The sequence below is a fragment of the Paenibacillus praedii genome (assembly GCF_049725345.1).
GTDB lineage: Bacteria > Bacillota > Bacilli > Paenibacillales > Paenibacillaceae > Pristimantibacillus.
The window spans coordinates 441,752-462,168 of the sequence record NZ_JBMWAM010000001.1; the positions used below are offsets into that span (position 1 = coordinate 441,752).

The 20,417-nt window shown below is 46.9% G+C and carries 18 protein-coding genes and 1 other annotated feature; of the genes, 6 read left to right on the top strand and 12 right to left on the bottom strand.

What is annotated here, in order from left to right:
* Positions 1-131: 131 nt before the first annotated feature.
* Complete coding sequence (locus tag ACO9K6_RS02180) at positions 132-968, top strand: thermonuclease family protein (protein ID WP_424765879.1); 837 nt, start codon at positions 132-134, stop codon at positions 966-968.
* Positions 969-1,026: 58 nt separating this feature from the next.
* Here the strand turns inward: ACO9K6_RS02180 and ACO9K6_RS02185 are convergent, their stop codons facing one another.
* The gene (locus tag ACO9K6_RS02185; protein ID WP_424765880.1) at positions 1,027-1,458 is read right to left on the bottom strand and encodes a CBS domain-containing protein; all 432 of its coding nucleotides are present in this window, start codon (positions 1,456-1,458) and stop codon (positions 1,027-1,029) included.
* A 73-nt stretch (positions 1,459-1,531) separates the two neighbouring features.
* On the bottom strand, positions 1,532-2,725 hold the full coding sequence (locus tag ACO9K6_RS02190) for an amidohydrolase (RefSeq protein ID WP_424765881.1): 1,194 nt from the start codon (positions 2,723-2,725) through the stop codon (positions 1,532-1,534).
* 267 nt (positions 2,726-2,992) lie between these two features.
* Here ACO9K6_RS02190 and ACO9K6_RS02195 point away from each other — a divergent pair, with 267 nt between their 5' ends.
* Both ACO9K6_RS02195 and ftsW read left to right on the top strand, forming a co-directional pair.
* The gene (locus ACO9K6_RS02195) at positions 2,993-3,337 is read left to right on the top strand and encodes a YugN family protein (protein WP_424765882.1); all 345 of its coding nucleotides are present in this window, start codon (positions 2,993-2,995) and stop codon (positions 3,335-3,337) included.
* Between the two features lie 10 nt (positions 3,338-3,347).
* Complete coding sequence (gene ftsW, locus ACO9K6_RS02200) at positions 3,348-4,544, top strand: putative lipid II flippase FtsW (RefSeq protein ID WP_424765883.1); 1,197 nt, start codon at positions 3,348-3,350, stop codon at positions 4,542-4,544.
* A gap of 63 nt (positions 4,545-4,607) precedes the next feature.
* Here the strand turns inward: ftsW and ACO9K6_RS02205 are convergent, their stop codons facing one another.
* From ACO9K6_RS02205 to ACO9K6_RS02230, 6 genes are all read right to left on the bottom strand, one after another.
* Positions 4,608-4,991 carry an Asp23/Gls24 family envelope stress response protein gene (locus ACO9K6_RS02205; protein WP_424765884.1) on the bottom strand — a complete coding sequence of 128 codons (384 nt, stop codon included), beginning with the start codon at positions 4,989-4,991 and terminating at the stop codon, positions 4,608-4,610.
* Positions 4,992-5,114: 123 nt separating this feature from the next.
* Positions 5,115-5,402 carry an Fpa/YlaN family protein gene (locus tag ACO9K6_RS02210; protein WP_424765885.1) on the bottom strand — a complete coding sequence of 96 codons (288 nt, stop codon included), beginning with the start codon at positions 5,400-5,402 and terminating at the stop codon, positions 5,115-5,117.
* Positions 5,403-5,540: 138 nt separating this feature from the next.
* Positions 5,541-5,783, bottom strand: coding sequence for an HPr family phosphocarrier protein (locus ACO9K6_RS02215; protein ID WP_424765886.1), 243 nt, complete (start codon positions 5,781-5,783; stop codon positions 5,541-5,543).
* Positions 5,784-5,917: 134 nt separating this feature from the next.
* On the bottom strand, positions 5,918-7,033 hold the full coding sequence (locus ACO9K6_RS02220) for an aminopeptidase (RefSeq protein WP_424765887.1): 1,116 nt from the start codon (positions 7,031-7,033) through the stop codon (positions 5,918-5,920).
* Between the two features lie 66 nt (positions 7,034-7,099).
* A complete protein-coding gene (locus ACO9K6_RS02225) occupies positions 7,100-7,810 on the bottom strand; it encodes a hypothetical protein (RefSeq protein WP_424765888.1) in 711 nt (236 codons plus the stop codon).
* 144 nt (positions 7,811-7,954) lie between these two features.
* Complete coding sequence (locus ACO9K6_RS02230; RefSeq protein ID WP_424765889.1) at positions 7,955-9,892, bottom strand: diguanylate cyclase; 1,938 nt, start codon at positions 9,890-9,892, stop codon at positions 7,955-7,957.
* Between the two features lie 364 nt (positions 9,893-10,256).
* Between ACO9K6_RS02230 and rpsD the strand changes: the two genes are divergently transcribed.
* The gene (gene rpsD / locus ACO9K6_RS02235; RefSeq protein WP_424765890.1) at positions 10,257-10,859 is read left to right on the top strand and encodes a 30S ribosomal protein S4; all 603 of its coding nucleotides are present in this window, start codon (positions 10,257-10,259) and stop codon (positions 10,857-10,859) included.
* A gap of 57 nt (positions 10,860-10,916) precedes the next feature.
* Here rpsD and ACO9K6_RS02240 read toward each other — a convergent pair whose 3' ends face one another.
* The 3 genes from ACO9K6_RS02240 to tyrS all read right to left on the bottom strand — a co-directional run bounded on the left by ACO9K6_RS02240 (position 10,917) and on the right by tyrS (position 14,383).
* On the bottom strand, positions 10,917-12,437 hold the full coding sequence (locus tag ACO9K6_RS02240) for an SPFH domain-containing protein (RefSeq protein WP_424765891.1): 1,521 nt from the start codon (positions 12,435-12,437) through the stop codon (positions 10,917-10,919).
* 27 nt (positions 12,438-12,464) lie between these two features.
* Positions 12,465-12,995, bottom strand: a complete 531-nt coding sequence (locus ACO9K6_RS02245) for a protease (RefSeq protein WP_424765892.1) — start codon at positions 12,993-12,995, stop codon at positions 12,465-12,467.
* Between the two features lie 131 nt (positions 12,996-13,126).
* Positions 13,127-14,383, bottom strand: coding sequence for a tyrosine--tRNA ligase (tyrS, locus tag ACO9K6_RS02250; protein ID WP_424765893.1), 1,257 nt, complete (start codon positions 14,381-14,383; stop codon positions 13,127-13,129).
* A gap of 54 nt (positions 14,384-14,437) precedes the next feature.
* Positions 14,438-14,741: a binding site (T-box leader), on the bottom strand.
* A gap of 120 nt (positions 14,742-14,861) precedes the next feature.
* On the opposite strand from tyrS, the gene ACO9K6_RS02255 reads away from it, so the two are divergent.
* Together ACO9K6_RS02255 and ACO9K6_RS02260 are read left to right on the top strand one after the other, a co-directional pair.
* A complete protein-coding gene (locus ACO9K6_RS02255) occupies positions 14,862-17,930 on the top strand; it encodes a transglycosylase domain-containing protein (RefSeq protein WP_424765894.1) in 3,069 nt (1,022 codons plus the stop codon).
* 42 nt (positions 17,931-17,972) lie between these two features.
* The gene (locus ACO9K6_RS02260) at positions 17,973-18,356 is read left to right on the top strand and encodes a VOC family protein (protein ID WP_424765895.1); all 384 of its coding nucleotides are present in this window, start codon (positions 17,973-17,975) and stop codon (positions 18,354-18,356) included.
* Positions 18,357-18,450: 94 nt separating this feature from the next.
* Here ACO9K6_RS02260 and acsA read toward each other — a convergent pair whose 3' ends face one another.
* Entirely contained in the window at positions 18,451-20,175 is a 1,725-nt protein-coding gene (acsA, locus tag ACO9K6_RS02265) for an acetate--CoA ligase (RefSeq protein WP_424765896.1), read from the bottom strand.
* Positions 20,176-20,417: the final 242 nt, after the last annotated feature.

A 20,417-nucleotide genomic window follows, 5' to 3' on the forward strand; every position in this document is an offset into this window, starting at 1 on the left:
AGTATGAAAGGATTTTACTTATTTTATGCTTAAATCATGTTATACTCTTCGAGATTTTTATTAGGGTTATATGATATAATAATAAGAGTTTCTTATATTAATCCATATTTGAGCCGGGGGTAACATCATCAATGAAAAGAAACTTAATCCTTCTCCTACTGCTCATTTGTCTGCAGCTTGCCGGCTGCTCGTCCTTCTCCTTGGACGAATTGCAAGCCAATAAATGGTATCCCATATCCAGCTTTGTGGACGGTGATACCTTTAAAATTCAAACAGGCTCTGAAGAGACTACAATCCGACTGCTCTATGTCGATACACCTGAAACCAAGAAACCGAATAATCCCGTAGAACCTTTCGGACCAGAGGCTTCCGCTTATACAAAACAGCTTTTGTCCGAATCCGGAGAAGTAAGGCTGAGCTTCGATAAGGAGTTGAAGGACCGTTACGACCGGACACTTGCAATCGTAGAGCTAAAGGATGGCCGTATCTTAAATGAACTGCTGCTTGAGCAGGGATTCGCAAAGGTACTCATTGTCGAACCAAACGTCAAAATGGAAAACGTATACAAACAAATCGAGCAGCAAGCCAAGCAGGACAAACGAGGTATTTGGAGCATTACTTCCGAAATGGCTGATACAACTATCTCTATTAAGAATGCGGACTACAGCGGAATACTTATCGAGGTAGACAAAAGAGGCGAGATGGTTACGATCATCAATTCGACGAATGAACCGATCACATTAGACGGTTGGAAGCTTGTCAGTGTTCGAGGCAATCAAACCTACAAGTTTATCCCTTATATTCTAAAGCCTGAACAGGAAGTCATCATTTCCTCTGCAGATGAATATGACGAATACGCGGATAACGTATTAGACTGGGGCTCAACAAATATTTGGAACAACAAGGAATCCGATCCCGCAGAGCTGTATAACGCTAATAATGAGCTTATGGCCGTATGGGAGGATTAATAGTTGTGATTAGAAAAACAGACTGCACGGGCTCGGGCAGTCTGTTTTATTGAAATTATTAATGGATTACTCCATGCTCCTGCTCTGAAATCGCACTTAGCGCTTCACCAGCCTCATTCACAAATATCTCCCGAACGGCTAGATCGCCGATCGCTAATATACCGACTAATTCGCCATTATCAACGACAGGCAATCTTCTAATTTGACTTGCTGCCATTCGCTCTGCCGCTTCATCCGTCGTTGTGTCCGGTGTGATGGTTTCGACATTTCCCGTTATCACTTCCGAAACGGCAGTCGAGCCTGAATGTTTCTCTGCATAGCCGCGTATGACCAAGTCCCGGTCAGTTACAACGCCTATCAATTTTTTACCTTCTACGATTGGAATAAATCCAATATCATGCTGCTTCATTTTTACGGCCAGCTCGTAAATATTATCCTGAGGTGCAGCAGTGATACAATCCGTCGTCATCATTTGTTTAACCGTCGTCATCAAACGTCCTCCTTAAATGTCATTCGATCATTAGCATCTCCGAATGCTTGGACGCTCATACGCATAAACAAAATTAGGATACGGTATGCTCAGCCGCATAATGCTCAGCCATTCCGATCAATAACCGCGCTGCGTGAAGCATGGAACGCTCATCTACATCAAATTTGGGATGATGATGTGAATACACAGCCCCGCGCTCCTCGCTGCCTGCTCCAACAAACATGAAGCAGCCAGGCGCCTTCTCCAAATAATAGGAGAAGTCCTCTGCAACCGTGATTGCCTCCGCATGAACGACAGACTGCTCGCCGAACAAGGCTTCGCTTACTTTAAAAAAACGCTCAGCCTCATTTACATCGTTTACGACCGGTGGATATCCAATACGCATATGATACTCATAAGCTGCGCCATGCATGTCGCAGGTGTGCTTAATCAAGGCTTCCAGACGCTCATGAATCATCATTCTGGTCTTCTCGTCGAAGGAGCGTACCGTTCCTTTCAGTTTACAACGCTCAGCGATAATATTGTTCGTTGAACCGGCTTGAAAAGATCCTATAGTTACGACTGCCGGATGCAGCGGATTAACATTGCGGCTTACAATAGATTGTATGGATTGCACAAGCGCCGAGCCGATCATAATCGTGTCAACGGCTTGATGGGGCAATCCGCCATGGCCTCCGCGCCCGGTAATCTCAATCACGAATTCATCTGCCGCGGCCATAAAGGGCCCTGGCTTTGAAGCGACAAGACCATACGCAAGCGGCGTCCACAAATGGACACCGTAAACTGCATCTACGCCGTCCATTGCTCCGTCCTTGATCATCGGAAGCGCCCCTCCAGGCGTAACCTCCTCTGCCGGTTGGAACAAAAGCCTTCTTTCCCCGTTAATGCATCTACGATTGGCTGCATAATAAGCAGCGACCGCAAGCAGACCCGCCGTGTGCGCATCATGACCGCATGCATGCATCACATTGGGCACCTTCGATGCGTATTCACATGTTTTCTCATCCTGAATCGGCAGTGCGTCAATGTCTGCTCTTAATGCTATAACAGGTCCTGGATGATTTCCTTTAATTGTTGCAATTATTCCATGACCGCCAACACCAGTCCGGATTTCACAGCCCAGCTCTGTCAACTGGCTGGAAATCCAGCTCGCCGTTACCCTCTCATGGAACGACAGCTCAGGATACTGATGCATATGTCTGCGCCATCGCAGCATCCTCGGATATAGCTGATGCAGCGTATGATCTACGATATCCTCTGTTTGCATATCGCAAACCTCCTAAATTTTCGTTTTATTCTATAGCTTAACAGATAAACACATGATTAAGGAAGCTAATACGACAGGTAACAGAGATGTTGAGCAGTTTTCTTGAAAATGTCACTTTTGATAAGCCCGAATAGGTGGAGTAAGGCTTGCGCTGACTGGGGAAACATACTATCATGAGAAAAGAATGTACAACTCTGTCTTTTGAATTGGAAGCATACGCTTATATAAGGTCTGTCTTGCTTCACAAAACCTTTGGGAGGAACTACCATGATTATTGAAAATACCGGATTAAACGGTGTTAAGAGCGAATTAGACCATCTAGATGAATCCGCTGAAAAAGTTGGGTTTGTCCGCTGGCAGTGGGAATATTATCGCGCTACATACGACCTGAAGCTTGAGGATCGCGCAAGCGGTTCAGATTATTACTTACGTTTTGCTACTCGCGCTGTGGAGGGCAAGCTCGAATCCCCACATGCCGTGCTTGTTATTGAGTCTGTATACATTGGACGCGCTACATTCCCGCACGGTTTGGAATATGAGTCTCCGGTCCCACAACCGATTCTTAACACAGCCATGCAACGACTCGAGCAATTAAAGCAATTACTAGCCTAGAGGGATCCATATGAAAGCTGCGCAGAACGGTAGCCGTGGAAGACCGGACTTTCTGCTTCTCATCTTAACGCTTCTGCTCGTCGGATTCGGACTTGTGATGGTATTCAGCGCAAGTTCGGGGGTTGCAGTTGTTGATCCTAATATCAACGATGCCTTTTACTTTACAAAACGCCAGCTCATGTGGGCTGGCCTTGGTATTTTTGTGATGTTATTGATGATGAACCTAAAATATCAGGTGTATAAGAAGGTATTTATGCTGCTTTTTTTACCGGTTATCGTTATGCTTATGCTCGTTCCGTTCGTAAGCGAATCCATAAACGGCGCCAGAAGCTGGTTTGGTATAGGAAACCTTGGTATTCAACCGACAGAGCCTGCGAAGCTTGCGCTAATCTTATATCTAGGGGCGCTTATCTCCAAAAAAGGCGAGAAATTTCGCGATTTCAAAAAAGGACTGCTGCCCGTAATCGTCATTGTCGGCTTCATTTGCGGTCTCATTATGCTTCAGCCTGATCTCGGCTCCTGCCTAGTGATCGCCGCCTGCGCAGCCGTCATGATATTGGCAGGGGGAGCGAACCTAAAGCATGTTTTTGCTGCAGGGTCCGTCGTTATTTTGCTAATGACAATCATCATCAGCATATGGATGGCTGTAGATCCTGACATATGGCAATACAGAATCGATCGTTTTACGGCTTACGCCAATCCTCTAGCCGATCCACAGGGCTCAGGATGGCAGCTCGTATCCTCCTTGCAGGCGCTAGGTCACGGTGGATTAACCGGGGCCGGATTCGGGGAAAGCGTACAGAAGCTGCATTATTTAAAATATGCTTATAATGATTTTATTTTTTCGATTATCGCCGAAGAGCTTGGTTTTATCGGAAGCACGATCTTCTTGCTCTTTTATTTATTATTTTTATGGCGCGGACTTATTGTCGCTCTTCGGTCATCCGATCAGTATGGGACAGTGGTTGGTGTCGGAATCGTCGGATTATTCGCCATTCAGGCCTTTATCAATGTTGGTGGCGTAACGGGCGCTATCCCGTTAACAGGCGTTACCTTGCCATTCATCAGCTACGGAGGCTCCTCGTTGCTTGTATCGCTGATGTGCATGGGCGTGCTGCTCAGCATATCTAGAGAATCGAACAAGACGGAGAAATCAGTTTCCACGTCAGCGAATAATCGTACGATCAGCCGGACGCATCAAGCCTAAAAACAAAGACGGTACCTCCCAAGCTGGAGGGTACCGTCTTTTTGTTAAACTCCGTATCGTAAATCACTTCAATCGCTGTTGCTGCTGCTCGTCGAGCTCTTCCTCTTTGAAAGCAACGCCCTCTACTTTTACATTCACTTCCACAACCTGAAGCCCAGTCATATTCTCGACCGACTCCCGTACATTAAGCTGCAATTGACGGCAAACCTCTTGGATAGGAATACCATAATGGACAATAATTCGAAGATCAATTGCTGCTTCCAGCTGGCCTACCTCCACAGATACGCCCTTCTGAACATTTTTTCCACTTAATCGCTTGGCAAGTCCTTCAGATATTCCGCCCGACATGGCTGCAATGCCAGGTGTCTCAAGCGCCGCGAGTCCAGCTATCGTTGCTACTACATCATCAGAAATTCGGATAAGACCTGTTTGAAGCTCTTCGGTCATGTGACTCACTCCTCATTTTGCCATATACGTTTATTGTAATGGAAGAAATGGCATGAAGCAAGAAGGGTACATGTATTCAAACGGCTAATGTCAATCAAAAAAAGAGCAGCCCCCATTTGGAGACTACTCTTTCTTGTCCAATGCTTCGTATAGAAGAGCCAAATTCCGCTCTAGTCTGCTCACTATTTCTTTGCCTGCCATCTCGGCTATTAAACCAGCGCGTACGGCAAAGTCCACCTCTCGCGAGAAACCATACATCTGCGTATCTAGTACTTCTTCGTACAAAGGACATTGTCGAGTCGTCAAATTTTCCATTTGAACCTCGATAAGCTTTTCTATTTTACTCGCATCTTCCTGAAGGAGACGAAGCGCTTTCTCATTCAATTGTACCGTAACTTCCGGTGAAGACATCGTTTTCCCCCCTGTGCGCGTATCCGCCGTCTTCTATACCCTTTATATTAGACGAAAAAGAGGGAATATACAAGGACAAAACAGAAAAGCGCTACTTCAAAAAAGAAGTAGCGCTTCACCTGTCATTTCATCCAGCAGCTAGTCTGTTATAACGGTTACGTTCAAGTTATGCTTCGCGAACACATTTGCCATAGCTGTCTTAGCTTCTTCGGCATCTGGTCCGTGTACATGCAGTTCGTATGCGTGCCCTCCAACAAGGGTAGTGAACAGTCCTAAAATGCTCTTGACATCGATATATTTGTTCTCAGCTTGAAGAACGATCGAGGAAGTGAATTGACTAGCCGTTTGAGAAATTTCTACAATAGCAGCATTGTTGGACATGGGAGATCCCTCCATTTTTTTAGTAAAGCTTACCTTTGTCACAATGATAACCTGAAACGTACCATCCAGCAAGAGAAAAAAACAAAAACGCTTTATTTTCCATTTTTTTATCGTAAAGCTGCATAACAAACTCTTTATTTTAAATTTTCCGCATTTAACCCTTCAAGTTCTGAAATGACAAATTGTCCATCCTTGCGTATAAGCACATCATCGAAATAAATTTCTCCGCCACCATACTCCGGACGCTGAATAAGCACTAAATCCCAGTGAACGGAGGAACGATTGCCGTTGTCAGTCTCCTCATAAGCTTGGCCTGGGGTGAAATGAATGCTGCCGGCAATCTTCTCGTCAAACAGAATATCATTCATCGGATGCAAGATGTGCGGATTAAAGCCGATCGCAAATTCACCAATAAACCGTGCGCCCTCATCCATATCCAAAATTTCGTTCAGGCGAGCCGTATCGTTGCTCTCTGCCTTGACAATTTTTCCATTCTCAAAAGTGAGTGAAATGTTCTGGAATGTGACGCCGGAGTACACGCTTGGCGCATTATAGGTAATCGTCCCCTGCACGGAATGACGAACAGGTGCTGTAAATACCTCTCCATCCGGGATGTTGCGATGACCAGAGCATTTTTTCGCTCCAATGCCTTTAATAGAAAAGCTCAAGTCCGTTCCAGGCGCTACAATTCGTACGCGATCCGTTCTACGCATTAACGCTTCAAGCGGATCCATCGCTTTGTCCATTTTCGCATAATCAAGATTGCATACATCAAAATAAAAATCCTCAAACGCTTCCGTATTCATGTTCGCAAGCTGAGCCATTGAGGCGTTCGGATACCGCAGAACGACCCACTTTGTTTTTTTGACGCGCTGCTCCATATGTACGGGATTTCTATAAATTTGCTCATATAGGCGCATGTTAGCTTCAGGAACGCCGGCAAGCTCATTCACGTTATCACCAGCCCGAACGGCAATATACCCCTGCATATTTTTCATGCGCTCCAGATCAAGCGCTGACCATAGCTCCATTTGCTCCTTCGTAGCGTACTGCAGCAGCGTTCGCAGAACGGATCGATCGCTCGTTTCGATAAATGGCCTGCCGCCGCGCTTAGCAACCTCCTCGATTAAGCATTTTGCCAGCTCGCGCTCCGAGCCGATCATATCAATTAATATATTTTCTCCTGGTTGAACATCAATAGAATACTGTACTAAATTCTGAGCCAGCTTTTGCAATCTTGAATCGCGCATGTCTCATTAACACTCCTTCTCCCTCTTACGAATAGGTAACAAGTCCATCGTATCATGCCTGCTCCTCTATTGAATAGTACCGCTTGGTGTACCATCGAAGGCTTGAAAGCGAACGGTCGTGAATCTTTCCTCCGTTGCCTTTCTTCCGTTATTGATATAGCTGAATACCGTTTTCTCATCCATTTTGAGCGGCAGTATCCGATTACGGTCAATGATGAGCTCATACTCTGTTTTCGCCTGCATAGATGCAAGCCTATTTTCCAGCTGCTTGCGCGATCGCGCCAGTTCCTTTAACCAATCTTCTTTGTATGGTGTCTCCCCGCTAGGCTCATTCGTCCCCAGTTGATCAAGCTGCTCAAGCAAACGCTTCTTCCACTTCTCCTTGGAGACCGCCGGCTTTTCTGTAATATGCAGTGTTACAGTCTCGGGATTATTCGGATCGTTAATTAAACGAACCTCAGCATTAGAATTATTAAGACTTTCTAGTACCTGTAGAGGATTCCAATGCAGCGGCTCCTTATTGCTTGTCTGCACCGTTAATTGTTGATGATCTACCACCTTGCCTTGAAATGTTTCTGGCTTGAATTCCAACCCGTCCGCAGTCTTCATGCTCGTTGAGCCCGTAAATGCGTACTGATCGGTAGCCGCAAGACCCGAATAGGATAAAGACAGCCATTCCTCCGGTGAACGCTTCGCCGCTCCAATGCTGCAGCCGTAAAGTAACATGACAAAAAACAGCATTAGCATAAGCTTCCCCACTCCAAGCACTTTCCTCATTTACTAAACCTCCCGTTCGTGGTCATCCTTTTGTAGAATCCCAATCCGGCACTGTCTTTATTCCCACTTGGCTGTAAAAAAGAAAAGAGCGCCTGTTAAGGCGCCCTCATTGCTGTTGTTCTCAAGCTAAATCATTTGCACGAATTATCCTATGAAAATGCAGTTTCTGCCGTTATTTTTTGCTTCGTATAGTGCCATATCCGCACGATAGAACAACGATTCTACGCTTATTTTCTCGTTCTCGAACGTCCATTCGGATACGCCGCAGGATACGGTCACTCTTGGGTCGGTGTTCTTTTCGATGACGATTCGAATTTGCTCCGCGATGCGGTAAGCTTGCTCTGCACGAATACCCGGCAAATATACGGCAAGCTCCTCGCCCCCCCAGCGGGCTGCGATATCCCCTGGCCGAATGGACTCTGTAATACTCCTGCTTACCTGAATTAATATACGATCACCGATTTGATGGCCAAACGTATCGTTCACCAGCTTGAAGCAATCGATATCGACAAGTATGAGCGAGCCAAAAGGGTCCGTTCGCTGGCGATTTTGGATTTGTTCATCCAGATAGCTGCGAGCATAGAGCCCAGTCAGGTTATCGGTAATAACCATACGGCGGACTTCCGCGTGGAGAGAAGCATTCGTCACTGCCAGACCAATATGCGTGCTCATAACCTGCAGAAGCTTGTAATTGTCGTAAGAGAAAAAGTTTGGCGCCTTATGTGTAACAAGGATGGCTCCGACAACCTCGCCGTCCACTTGAATAGGAGTAGCAATAAGTGATCTTGAGCCTGTTTCGTCCATCAGCCTCGAGGATACTACTCGCGTATGCCAATAATCAGAAATTATCATAGGCTCTCTTGTGCGATATACCATACCGCAGAAGCCATATTCCGGAGAGAACTGCTCTCTCGTAAAATCCGGCAAGTTGCTGGACATGACAATGAACTGACTTTTCTTCTTATTTAACTGCAGCACACAGCAATAATCAGCGTCAAATATCGTTAACAGCTCGCTTGTAGCGAACTGAAAAATTTCCTTAAGCCGAAGCGATTGATTAAGCCTCTTCGTCAGATCATTAATCAGTCGAAGCTCATTAATGAGCAGATTTGATTGCTCATACAGCTTGGCATTCTCAAATGCAGAGCCAGCTGTATCGGCCAGCAGCAAAAATGCAGGCAAATCCGCTTCATCCCACTCGCACGGGCCGATCGAAATGCAAAGTACGCCATAAGCCGCCTGCTTGCCGCTCATTGGCACCGCAAGACGGATCGTGCCATTGCGGTCTTGCTCCGTCACGGCTTTGCCGTTCAAGAACGCTTTAGCAACAAGATCATGCTCCGCATTTTTGAATACAAGCGGCTTTACGCGCGGGTCGCCATTTAAGTGATCCTGTGACAAATACAAGTGCACCTCGGAACAAGGATACAGATGCTCCAGACTTCGCAGCAGCTCGGAAAGCACAGACGAGACATCGATTTGATCATAAAGCCTCTTGGCCGCATAAAATAGAGTATCTCTTCGATTTGCTTCCTTCTCTGCGCGCTGCCGCTGAAGCAGCAGGTCCTTGACGTAAATGTGCTCGAATTGCCGATAAAAGCAGCTGCGATAATGAAGGGAGCAGATTTGCAGCTCCGAGACATATTTATCGGAGGCGATTGCGGTCACATAGGCGAAGGCCCCAAATAACACGCCATCGCTTCTTCTGGTTAAAGGCACGACTGCCGTACATCCCGCTTTGGACTCATAAATAAACGGCTCACCGTTAACAAGCACATTTTGAAGGGCAGATGCCAAGAGAGCCTGGCGATTACCTTCAGGCCACTCTACAGCTTGTCCTGCGGCGGCAATCTCCTTCGCTTCCCGATTAAACAACACAAATTCACCCGACTGAAATAAAGAAAGATCCGCTGCTTCTTTTTCCCACTGACGAAAGCTCTCTTCCAGCAAAGGCGACAGAAACGGCTCGTCCGCATCTCTAATATCTTCATCGCTGAACCATATCGGTTGTGATTCTGCTGATCTGTCAACAATCGCTGATACCATACGATGTGTTATATTGCTTTCTACTCGTTCAACCATGCAGCACCCGACCCCTCCATTTGTCAGCCAAGAGATGAGCCTTCCGTTTCCCGGAAAAACATTACAATAAGCATACTTCATTTGTAAGAATATTGCACTACTTAGTCAATAAAATATAGGACTTTGGATGCTCATTCTTTTCGTCGGAAATTGTTGCTCTAATCTTGACAACTGCGGTATATTTCATATATTATTTATTGATGAATAGATGGGCGTACGGTTTTGTGTCACCCTCATGAAATACGTTCACTGCAGGCCTGCGGCTGACTAGCCTGACAGGGACGAGCATGCTCGGACGATGAACGTATTCGGCGAAACACAACCCCAATCTCAAATTTATTTGATGAAGGAGTTAACTTTACGTATGTCACGTTATACTGGTCCTAAATTTAAACTAAGCCGCCGCCTTGGAATCTCTTTGAGCGGAACTGGCAAAGAGCTTGCAAAACGCGCATTCCCTCCAGGTCAACACGGTCCTAACCAACGCAGAAAGATGAGCGGTTATGGCGTTCAATTGCAAGAGAAACAAAAGCTTCGTCACATGTACGGCTTGAACGAGAAACAATTCCGCAACTTGTTTGACAAAGCGGCAAAAATGAAAGGTAAAGCCGGTGAAAACTTCATGGGCCTCCTTGAAAGCCGTCTTGACAACCTCGTATACCGTCTTGGCCTTTCCAACTCCCGCGCAGGCGCTCGTCAGTTGGTATCGCATGGTCACGTAACTGTAAACGGCAAGAAAGTGGATATCGCTTCATATAGCGTTTCTCTTGGCGATGTAATCGGTTTGCGCGAGCGCAGCCGCAGCCTAAGAACGATTAAAGAAGCTATGGAAGGTCGTCATCACCTTCCGAACTACTTGGAGTTCAACGAGCAAGCAATGGAAGGCAAGTTCATCCGTTTGCCTGACCGCGGTGAGCTTTCCCAAGATATCGACGAGAAACAAATCGTCGAGTTCTACAGCCGTTAATGCTGACAAAACCCTCGAGCCTTCGGCTCGAGGGTTTTTTTTGATGCATGAGTAGGCTTATCCTTCCAGCTTAGGAGACGGACGCAGCTGTGCAATTTCTGTATACTGGCCTCCGTCTGGCGGTACCGCAATCGCTTTCGTTGTCAAACCTTTAATGAGTGAATTGACATCTATTCCCGACACGCTCTTCAGCATTTCCGGTGCGGTTGACATCAGAGAAGTTACATAATTGCTCAGACGCGCTGCCCCTTCACCATTACCCGTGTCCACAACAGTGAGCTTATCGATGCTGCTTATCGGCTCAGCTATTTTGCCGGCAAGCTCAGGGAGCATCTTGACAATAATATCTAGAATCGCCGCCTCGCCGAATTTCTCGAACGCTTCGGCAAGCTTCTCTTTCGCCTCGGCCTCAGCCAACCCACGCAGCCGAATAACCTCCGCTTCCGCCGAGCCTTTCGCTTTCTCCGCTTCTGCAACGGCTAAGCCGTCCAGACGCTTCTGTGCAGCATTCGCCTTCGCCTCCGCTTCGATTCGATATTGCAGCGCGTCAGCTTCGCGAAGCTGCTTCTCTTTGTTTGCTTCTGCCGCTTGCACAACGGCGTAACGATCCGCATCGGCTTTCTTCTTCACTTCCGCATCATATTGCTTCTCCCGCCGCAAAATCTCCTTTGCTTCGAGATCGATTTCACGTTCTTTACGAACCAGCTCTACTTTCATCTGCTCTTCGACCACGCTTTGCTTTGCACGAGCCTCTTGAATGGAATAGGCCTGATCCGCCTCTGCCTTCGCCGTATCCTGATCGCGTTTGAACGATGCGACCTTCATCTCTTTGTCCTTTTCTGCTTCTGCGATATTTGTATCACGCAGAAGCTCCGCCTTTTGCCCAGCCTCTGCCGCATGCGCCTTCTGAATTCTAGCATCCCGGACCGCTTCAGCTTCTGCGATTTCCGCATCACGTTTCACTGCAGCGATACGCGGCTTCCCTAGCGCGTCTAAATAACCATGCTTGTCGCGCAAATCCTTGATCGTGAAGGAAACAATCTGCAGTCCCATTTTCTTCAAATCCTTGGCGGCAACGCCTTGAACCTCTTGTGCAAACTTATCGCGATTGCGATAAACCTCTTCAACCGTCATCGATCCCAGAATAGCTCTCAAGTGCCCTTCCAGCACCTCCTGCGCTTCACCCTTCAACGCTTCAGTCGGTTTTCCTAGAAATTGCTCTGCCGCCGTTGCGACATCCTCAACAGCCCCACCGATTTTTATAATGGCTACCCCGTCTGCCATAACCGGAACCCCTTGCTCCGTATACACCTCGGGAGTAGACACGTCAAGCTTGTGAGAAAGCAAAGAGAGAAATTCAGCCTTCTGGAAGATCGGCAGAATAAAAGCGCCTCCGCCTCTTATAATTTTCACCTTCCGTCCAGATTCATCAACGCTCGCATTCCGTGTTCCCAGGAAAGAACCGGTAACTAGCATCGCTTCATCCGGGCTTACGGTTTTGTACCGCGCCCAGAAAGCGATACCAAGCACAACAAAAACACCAACAACAATCGCAGGAATTATAAAATAATCCGGCATAAACATTTCTCCTCTCGGTTGTATGGTTTAATTCAAATTCACCTCCGACACATAAAGCGTGTCGTCCTTCACCTCAACGACGACAACCTTAGCCCCACCGGCAATGGCTATTCCATCGAAGCTTGCTGCAATTTGATTCGTAAACCCTGCCCCTACCTTCACCATCACTTCACCGTAGCCGGAAGCTGGAATCGGAACAAGCACTTCAGCCAGCACACCAGACAGTCCATGGATTGAAAATGCGATAGAATTTTCGCTTTCTTCCATCGGTCTAATATAAAGAAAGAACACGCCCGCTCCAGCTACGATGGCAATAAGCAAAGAAAAAAATAGTATAGCTGTCATTCCAAATGCGGAGTACCGATAAAGCAGCAGGCCTGCTCCGCCAAATGCTGTGATGCCGCCAACAAACGATGTCGGCGAAAACCAGGTAGGACCGTCTAATGATAAAAACTCGAGCGCTCCGTCCAGCACCTGTCCAAGCCAATCCCCGAAAACGACGCTCACGACAGCATACAGAATACCGCCGATCAGACATGCCATAAATAACGCTTCCAACTTCCTCCTCCTCTCTTTACATCCATAACATGTTAACTCTTCCGTTATTTATTACGATCGAAATCATCATTTGTTTCCAAAAAAATGGAGCTTGTTGAATTTTATCAATTCAACAAGCTCCATTGGAACATCTATCCCCATTTAATTTTCACGAACTTTCGTTTGCCGACCTGCAGAACATCTCCGTCCTGTGGTGTAACATCAGCATTGACATCGGTTATTTTCTCTTCATTAATACGCACAGCGCCCTGTTGAACGCTCCGTCTTGCTTCACTGCTTGTCGGCTGCAGGCCAAGCACGGTGAGCAGCTTCACAATGCGAATTTGACCGTTTTCCAGCTCCTCCGCAGGAATCAAAACCTCTTCTATATCGTCAGGCAGCGCACGCTGCTGGAATACCGTTATAAAATGGTTTTCCGCTGCTTTCGCCGCTTCCTCTCCATGGTACATCCTCACAAACGTTGCAGCCAGACGCATTTTGGCATCACGAGGATGTAAAGAACCGTCCTCGAGCCTAGCTTTCAACACAGCTAATTCCTCATGATTTAAATCGGTCGCAAGCTCGTAGTATTTGTACATGAGCTCATCGGGAATCGACATTGATTTTCCATAAATTTGGTTAGGCTCCTCGTCAATACCGATGTAGTTACCAAGGCTTTTGCTCATTTTGTTAACACCGTCAAGCCCTTCGATGAGCGGCGTCGTAATGGTAACCTGAGCAGGCTTTCCGTATTCCTTCTGCAGCGTTCTGCCCATTAGCAGGTTGAACTTCTGGTCTGTGCCGCCAAGCTCGACGTCGCACTCCAGCGCAACCGAATCATAGCCCTGCATGAGCGGGTAGAAAAATTCATGTATGCTGATTGGCAATCCGCTCGTGTAACGTTTCGTAAAGTCATCGCGCTCCAGCATGCGAGCGACTGTTACTTTCGCCGCCAAATTAACGACATCCGCAAAGTTGAGCGGCGCCAGCCATTCAGAGTTGTAGTACAGCTTCGTTTTATCCGGGTCTAAAATTTTGTAGATTTGCTTCTGGTACGTTTCTGCATTACGTTTCACGTCTTCTTCCGTAAGCTGCTTCCGTGTTTCCGATTTGCCTGTAGGATCGCCGATCCGCCCTGTAAAATCGCCAATCAATAGTTGCACCTGATGGCCAAGCTCCTGAAATTGACGCAGCTTGTGAAGCACAACCGTATGCCCGATATGAATATCCGGCGCCGATGGATCAAGTCCCAGCTTCACCTTGAGAGGGTTTCCAGTTGCGACAGCATTCGCTATCTTTTGTTTCAACTCCTCCTCTGGCACGATTTCCACTACGCCGCGGCGCAGTACATTAAGCTGGCGTTCAACCTCTGCCTGCTGCTCTTTCGATAATTTTTCCCATGCAACCATAAAACTTTTCCTCCTTTGTATGCGTCTATATAGACATAAAAAATCCTTCCAGCCCCAAGGGACGAGAAGGATTAGCTCGCGGTACCACCCTCGTTAGAGTAAGTCTGCTGCCGCATGGCAGTTTCTTTACTCTCACTTCGTTGCTTGATAACGGAGTGCAGCTCCGAAGTGTACTACTTGGGATAGGTCTGGCAGCCCAATTGCTCTAAAAGCCGCCCGCTGTCGAAGCAGCGGAATATCCGGTTCCTACACTTAGCTCCAGGCGGTAATTCGACAAGCGGCGCATACCGGTTCACAGCTCCCACCGGCTCTCTGGAAATACGTTGCGCTGTCTACTCATGCCCTTCATAGCCATGGTTAGATAAAACTTTATAGTGTTTATACCACAAGAACTAGCAGGAAGTCAATCAGGTAGAGACCTGATTACTTTGGTGATTTATGTTATAATAAGTCTGCTATTTGGAGGAGGAGACATATCATGCAAGAAGAAGAACGTCAACTATCGCCAATAAAACGAAGCAAATGGCGTACATTCGGACTTATATCATTTATCACAATCAAATGGATGGTTTATTTCGGAATCTTTATCGGATTGCTGGCCGGGGGTGCCGTAACCGGCTACGTTGCAGCACTCGTGAAGGACGAAGAAGTTAGACCTCGAACCGTCATTGAAGAAAAGGTCAGCGAGAACGCGATAACCGGCTTTGTCTATTTTAATGACGAAACGTTAGTTGGACAGCTAAGAACGTCTGAGGACCGTATGATTATTACATACGAAGATTTGCCGCCTCAAGTCATTAACGCTGTTCTAGGGATTGAAGACAACAATTTTCTCGAGCATAATGGCGTAGATATAAACGGACTAGGGCGAGCCGTTAAGCAAAAGCTGCTGAATGAGGATACCCAGACAGGCGGCAGTACGCTAACACAGCAGTTGGCTCGTCGCATGTTTTTAAGCTTAGATAAAACGGACAGCCGCAAAATCAAGGAAATTTTCCTATCCCTTCGTATGGAACGGTATTTGACGAAAGAAGAAATTTTAACAGCATATTTAAACAAGGTTCCATTCGGGAACGGCTCCAGCGGCTATAATTTATTTGGTATTAAAGCTGCGGCAAAGGGCATATTCAACATCACGGACCTGAACAAATTAAACATTTCTCAATCTGCTTATCTTGCTGGTCTGCCGCAGCGTCCGTCCGCCTATACCGCTTTTACGGGCAAAGGGCAATTCAATGAACAGGGTTTCGAGCTGGCAATGGGCCGCCAGAAGACCGTTTTGAAGCGGATGTTTGAAACAGGACGCATCACGCAGCAGGAGTATGACGAAGCATTAACGTTCGACATCAGACAGTCGCTTGCAGAGCCTTCCGAAAAGGCCTATACCACTTACCCTTACTTAATGCTCGAAGCCGAGCGTCAAGCCGCGGAAATTATGCTTATGCAGCAAGATCCAACCTTGAAAAAGGAAGATTTAACGAAGAAGGAAAATGCAGCTCTCATGGAAGAGGCTCGCGATCACCTTCTACGCGGCGGCTACCATGTGTATACAACAATTGACAAGGATATCTACAAGCTGATGCGCGAAATTGGCAGCAATGAAAAAAACTTCACGCCATACAGTGAAGAAAAAGGCTTGGAGCAGGTCGCTGCGATTATGCTCGACCATAAGACTGGCGCAATTCTAGGCATGCTCGAGGGCCGTGATTTCTATGAGGAGCAGCTCAATTACGCTACTCAAATGACCAGGCAGCCTGGTTCGACGATGAAGACAATAGCATCTTACTTGCCCGCCATTGAAATGGGCATTATCCAGCCAGCCAGTATTATTGACGATGCGCCGATCGTGATGAAGGATGGCGAGAAAGGCTTCCACATCCCGATGAACGTAAATAGAAAATTTGCCGGTCTCGTCACTGCCCGCGATGCGTTAAACCGCTCGCTTAACCTGCCGGCGTTAAAGGTTTTTAATGAAGAGGTCAAAATCGAAAATGCCTGGGAATTCGTTAAAAAGCTTGGGATTACGACGCTTCAGCCGGAGGATGCCTATTCGCAAACAGGTGTAATCGGAGGACTTAGCATCGGAGTTTCCGTTGAGGAGCTTACGAACGCATACGGCGCGATACCGAATAAAGGCGAATTCAACGATGCATTTATGATCTCGCGGATCACCGATGCCAACGGAAAAATCGTATATGAGCATAAGATGGAGCCAAAACAGGTTTTCTCGGAGCAAAGCGCATTCCTTATGACCGATATGCTTACGACGGTTATTACAGGAAAAGGCGGCTCTGGCAGCAAATTAATGTCTGAATTCGATAAATTCGGAGAAATTCCGATTGCCGGCAAGACGGGCTCAACGCAAAGCTACGGAGACGTATGGTTTATGGGCTTCACCCCCGAAGTCACCTTAGGTGTATGGTCCGGCTATGAGGAGCAAATCAATTCCTTGTCTGAAGCCGGAAAAGCAAGAGCGCGTCAAATTTGGGCGTTGATTATGAATAAAGTTACGGATACCAAGCCAGAACTGTTCACAACTGACTCATTCGATCGGCCTTCCGGTATTGTGAAGGCAACCGTATCGAGCGCAAGCGGACTTCTTCCAAGCCAATTGACGAAGGAAGCAGGCATGCTCGTTACCGATTGGTTTAACCAAAAGGATATACCGAAGAAGACGGATGATACTTTAGTCAAAATGGCTTATATTACGTATGAAGGCGTAAATTATTTGCCAAACTCAGCAACTCCTCAGGAGTTTTTAAAGGAAAAAATCGTCATTAAACGAAAAAAACCGCTGGATGCTCTAATGGATGAAATTAGAGAAGCACAGGCGAAATTACCAGCGAGCAGTCGTCGGCCGATGGGCGTGTATTTGCCTGCCGATGCAGATAATAATGCCCCATCCAAAGAGGATCCGCGTGCCGATGACGGTTCCCCGCCGCCGCCGCCGGCTAACATCAGGCTGCAAGCGGAAGCTGGCGGTTCTGTCATCCTAACCTTCAGCAACAGCACAGCTAAGGATGTCGTCGGTTACCGCATCTATAAATCTCTCAATCAAGGCAACTATCAGAAGGTTGGAGAGTCTCTCCCTTCGGATGGTGAGAAAAGAGCGAAGTTCTATGCTTCCAGCTCGCAAAGCAACAGATATTATGTAACTGCCGTTGACGTTGTAGGCAAGGAGTCCGCGCCAAGCCGGATTGCGGAATACGGCAACGTTCCGATTATTCCGGAATTGCCGGTCGGTAACGGAGACACCAATAGCAATAACAGTGAAACAGGAACAGTACCTTCCGCGCCAAGCGGCCTTCAAGGGATCAAAAACGAGCAGAGCGTCCTTATTAGCTGGTCACCCAACAGTGTATCCGACCAAGTAACGGAATATCATGTGTATTACAGTGAAACCAATAACGGGCAATACACACGGATCGGATCTACTTCGGAATCGAGCTTTGTAAATCCTGGTCCTCTTGTATCCGGCATCTACTATGTAACATCCGTAAATACGGTTGGAGAGTCGGGCCCGTCATCGTCTATAATAGTGGAATAAAATGAAAATTAACATTGAGAACACGAAAGAGGTTGGATACCGATGAATAATAAACGTCTCGATCACGTTGGAGTAATGGTCAAAGATATGGACGCTGCAATTCATTTTTACACTGAGATTATCGGCTTTGAGCTGAAAGGACGAATAAAGCATTCGAATGGTGTCGTAGAGCTTGCTTTCCTTGGATTCGGTCAATCCGACGAGACTGAGCTTGAATTGATTCAAGGCTATAACGACAATCTTCCTGTCGAAGGCAAGGTCCATCACTTTGCTATTCATAATACCGATGTCCAAGCAGAATTTAATCGGTTGCAGCAGCTGCAAGTATCCTTCATTGACGAAGCCATCACAACATTGCCGAATGGATATCAGTATTTCTTCGTTCGCGGTCCCGAGGGTGAATGGATTGAGCTGTTTCAACGGTAGATGACTAACGAAGAGTAAGGCATACAAAACAGAGAGGCTATCCCGGTGGATAGCCTCTCTTCTATTTTTTCGATCGATGCTTGCCTTGTCAGTCTTAATCTTCTATCGTTGACAAATCACCAGTCGGCAGGTTGAGCTCCCAAGCCTTTAAAACCCGTCGCATAATTTTGCCGCTGCGCGTTTTAGGCAGCTTATCCTTAAATTCAATCTCTCGAGGAGCCGCATGCGCAGACAAGCCAACCTTCACGAATTGTGAAATTTCCTGCTTCAGTTCCTCCGAAGGCGTGAAGCCTTCGCGAAGCGCAATAAACGCTTTTATAATTTCTCCGCGCATCGGATCAGGCTTACCAATTACGCCTGCCTCTGCAACAGCAGGATGCTCGACCAGCTTGCTTTCTACCTCGAACGGTCCCACTCGCTCGCCTGCTGTATTGATTACGTCATCGATGCGTCCCTGGAACCAGAAGTAGCCATCCTCGTCCATATAGGCGGAATCGCCCGATATATACCAGCCCTTAAGGTAGAAGTACTCTTCGTATTTGGATGGATTGTTCCAAATCTTGCGCATCATGGACGGCCAAGGTGTTCGAATGGCAAGATTGCCCATTCGATACGGCGGCACCACATTACCGCTGTCATCAATAATAGCTGCTTGCACGCCTGGGAGAGGCTTGCCCATTGAGCCTGGCTTAATATCCATGCTTGGGTAGTTGCAGATCAGCTGTCCGCCTGTCTCGGTCATCCACCATGTATCATGAATGCGTTGACCGTACACCTTCATTCCCCAACGAACAACCTCTGGGTTAAGCGGCTCGCCTACGCTCAGTACATGACGAAGACTAGAGAGGTCAAATTGTTCTGACACATCATCTCCTGCACCCATAAGCATGCGGAATGCCGTAGGGGCGCTGTACCACACTGTAACGCCATATTTTTGAATAACACCATACCAATCACTAGGACTGAAACGACCGCCGCGAATGACGTTTGTAGCGCCATTAAGCCATGGAGCGAAGATACCATACGATGTGCCAGTGACCCAGCCTGGATCAGCAGTACACCAATACACATCATCCTCTTTCAAATCGAGGACGACCTGTCCGGTATAGCGGTGCTGAATCATAGCATTCTGAACATGATATACGCCTTTTGGCTTGCCGGTAGAGCCCGAAGTATAATGCAAAATGAGACCGTCTTCGCGATCCAGCCATTCGATCTCGACTTCATCCGAAGCATTCGCCATTTCTTCTGCAAAATCTATCACTCCGGCTTCCTTCGGCACATCTTGACCAAATACGATAATGTGCTTCAGATTTGGGAGCTCTTCACGCTTAATGCGCTTGAATAATGCAGGTGTCGTTACGATCGCAACCGCGTCACTGTCCAGCAGCCTATCCTTTACGGCTGTTTCCATAAAAGCCTCGAACAACGGCCCGACTACTGCGCCAACCTTCCATGCACCAAGTGCGCTAAAATACAATTCTGGCGTACGGGGCATAAAAATAAACATCCGCTCGCCCTTGTTAATACCAAGCTTTCGCAATACATTTGCAAATCGGTTAGACTGCTTACTAAGCTGTTCAAATGTATAGGATTCATCCCGTTCATTATCACTATAGTAAAGGGCAATCTTATTTCCTTTTCCTTGTTCGACATGGCGATCGATAGCTTCATAAGCCATGTTCACTTTACCTGTGCTGTACCAGCTAAACTGACTTTCGATCTGATTCCAGTCAAAGGAAGCGACAGCTTCCTCATAATTCACTAAATTCGAATTAGCTGCTGTTGCTGGAATACGTTCTTGATGCAAGTTGATCATACTATCACTCTCCCATCAAATCTCTCTTTACTTTCCATAAGAATACGCTTACAAAAAATAGTCAGCACTTGATGCGAACAAGCAGCCATTTGCTATCGCTTTCTCCTTTGGCTGCAAACCGCCATAACCATTATAACATATCTTTTTTCTACTCGACTACGCTTTTCATTTTCACAAATGTTTGTTATAAAGAGTAGTAGACGTTATGAATCAGACAGCACTATATCAGCAGAGGGGGTTCA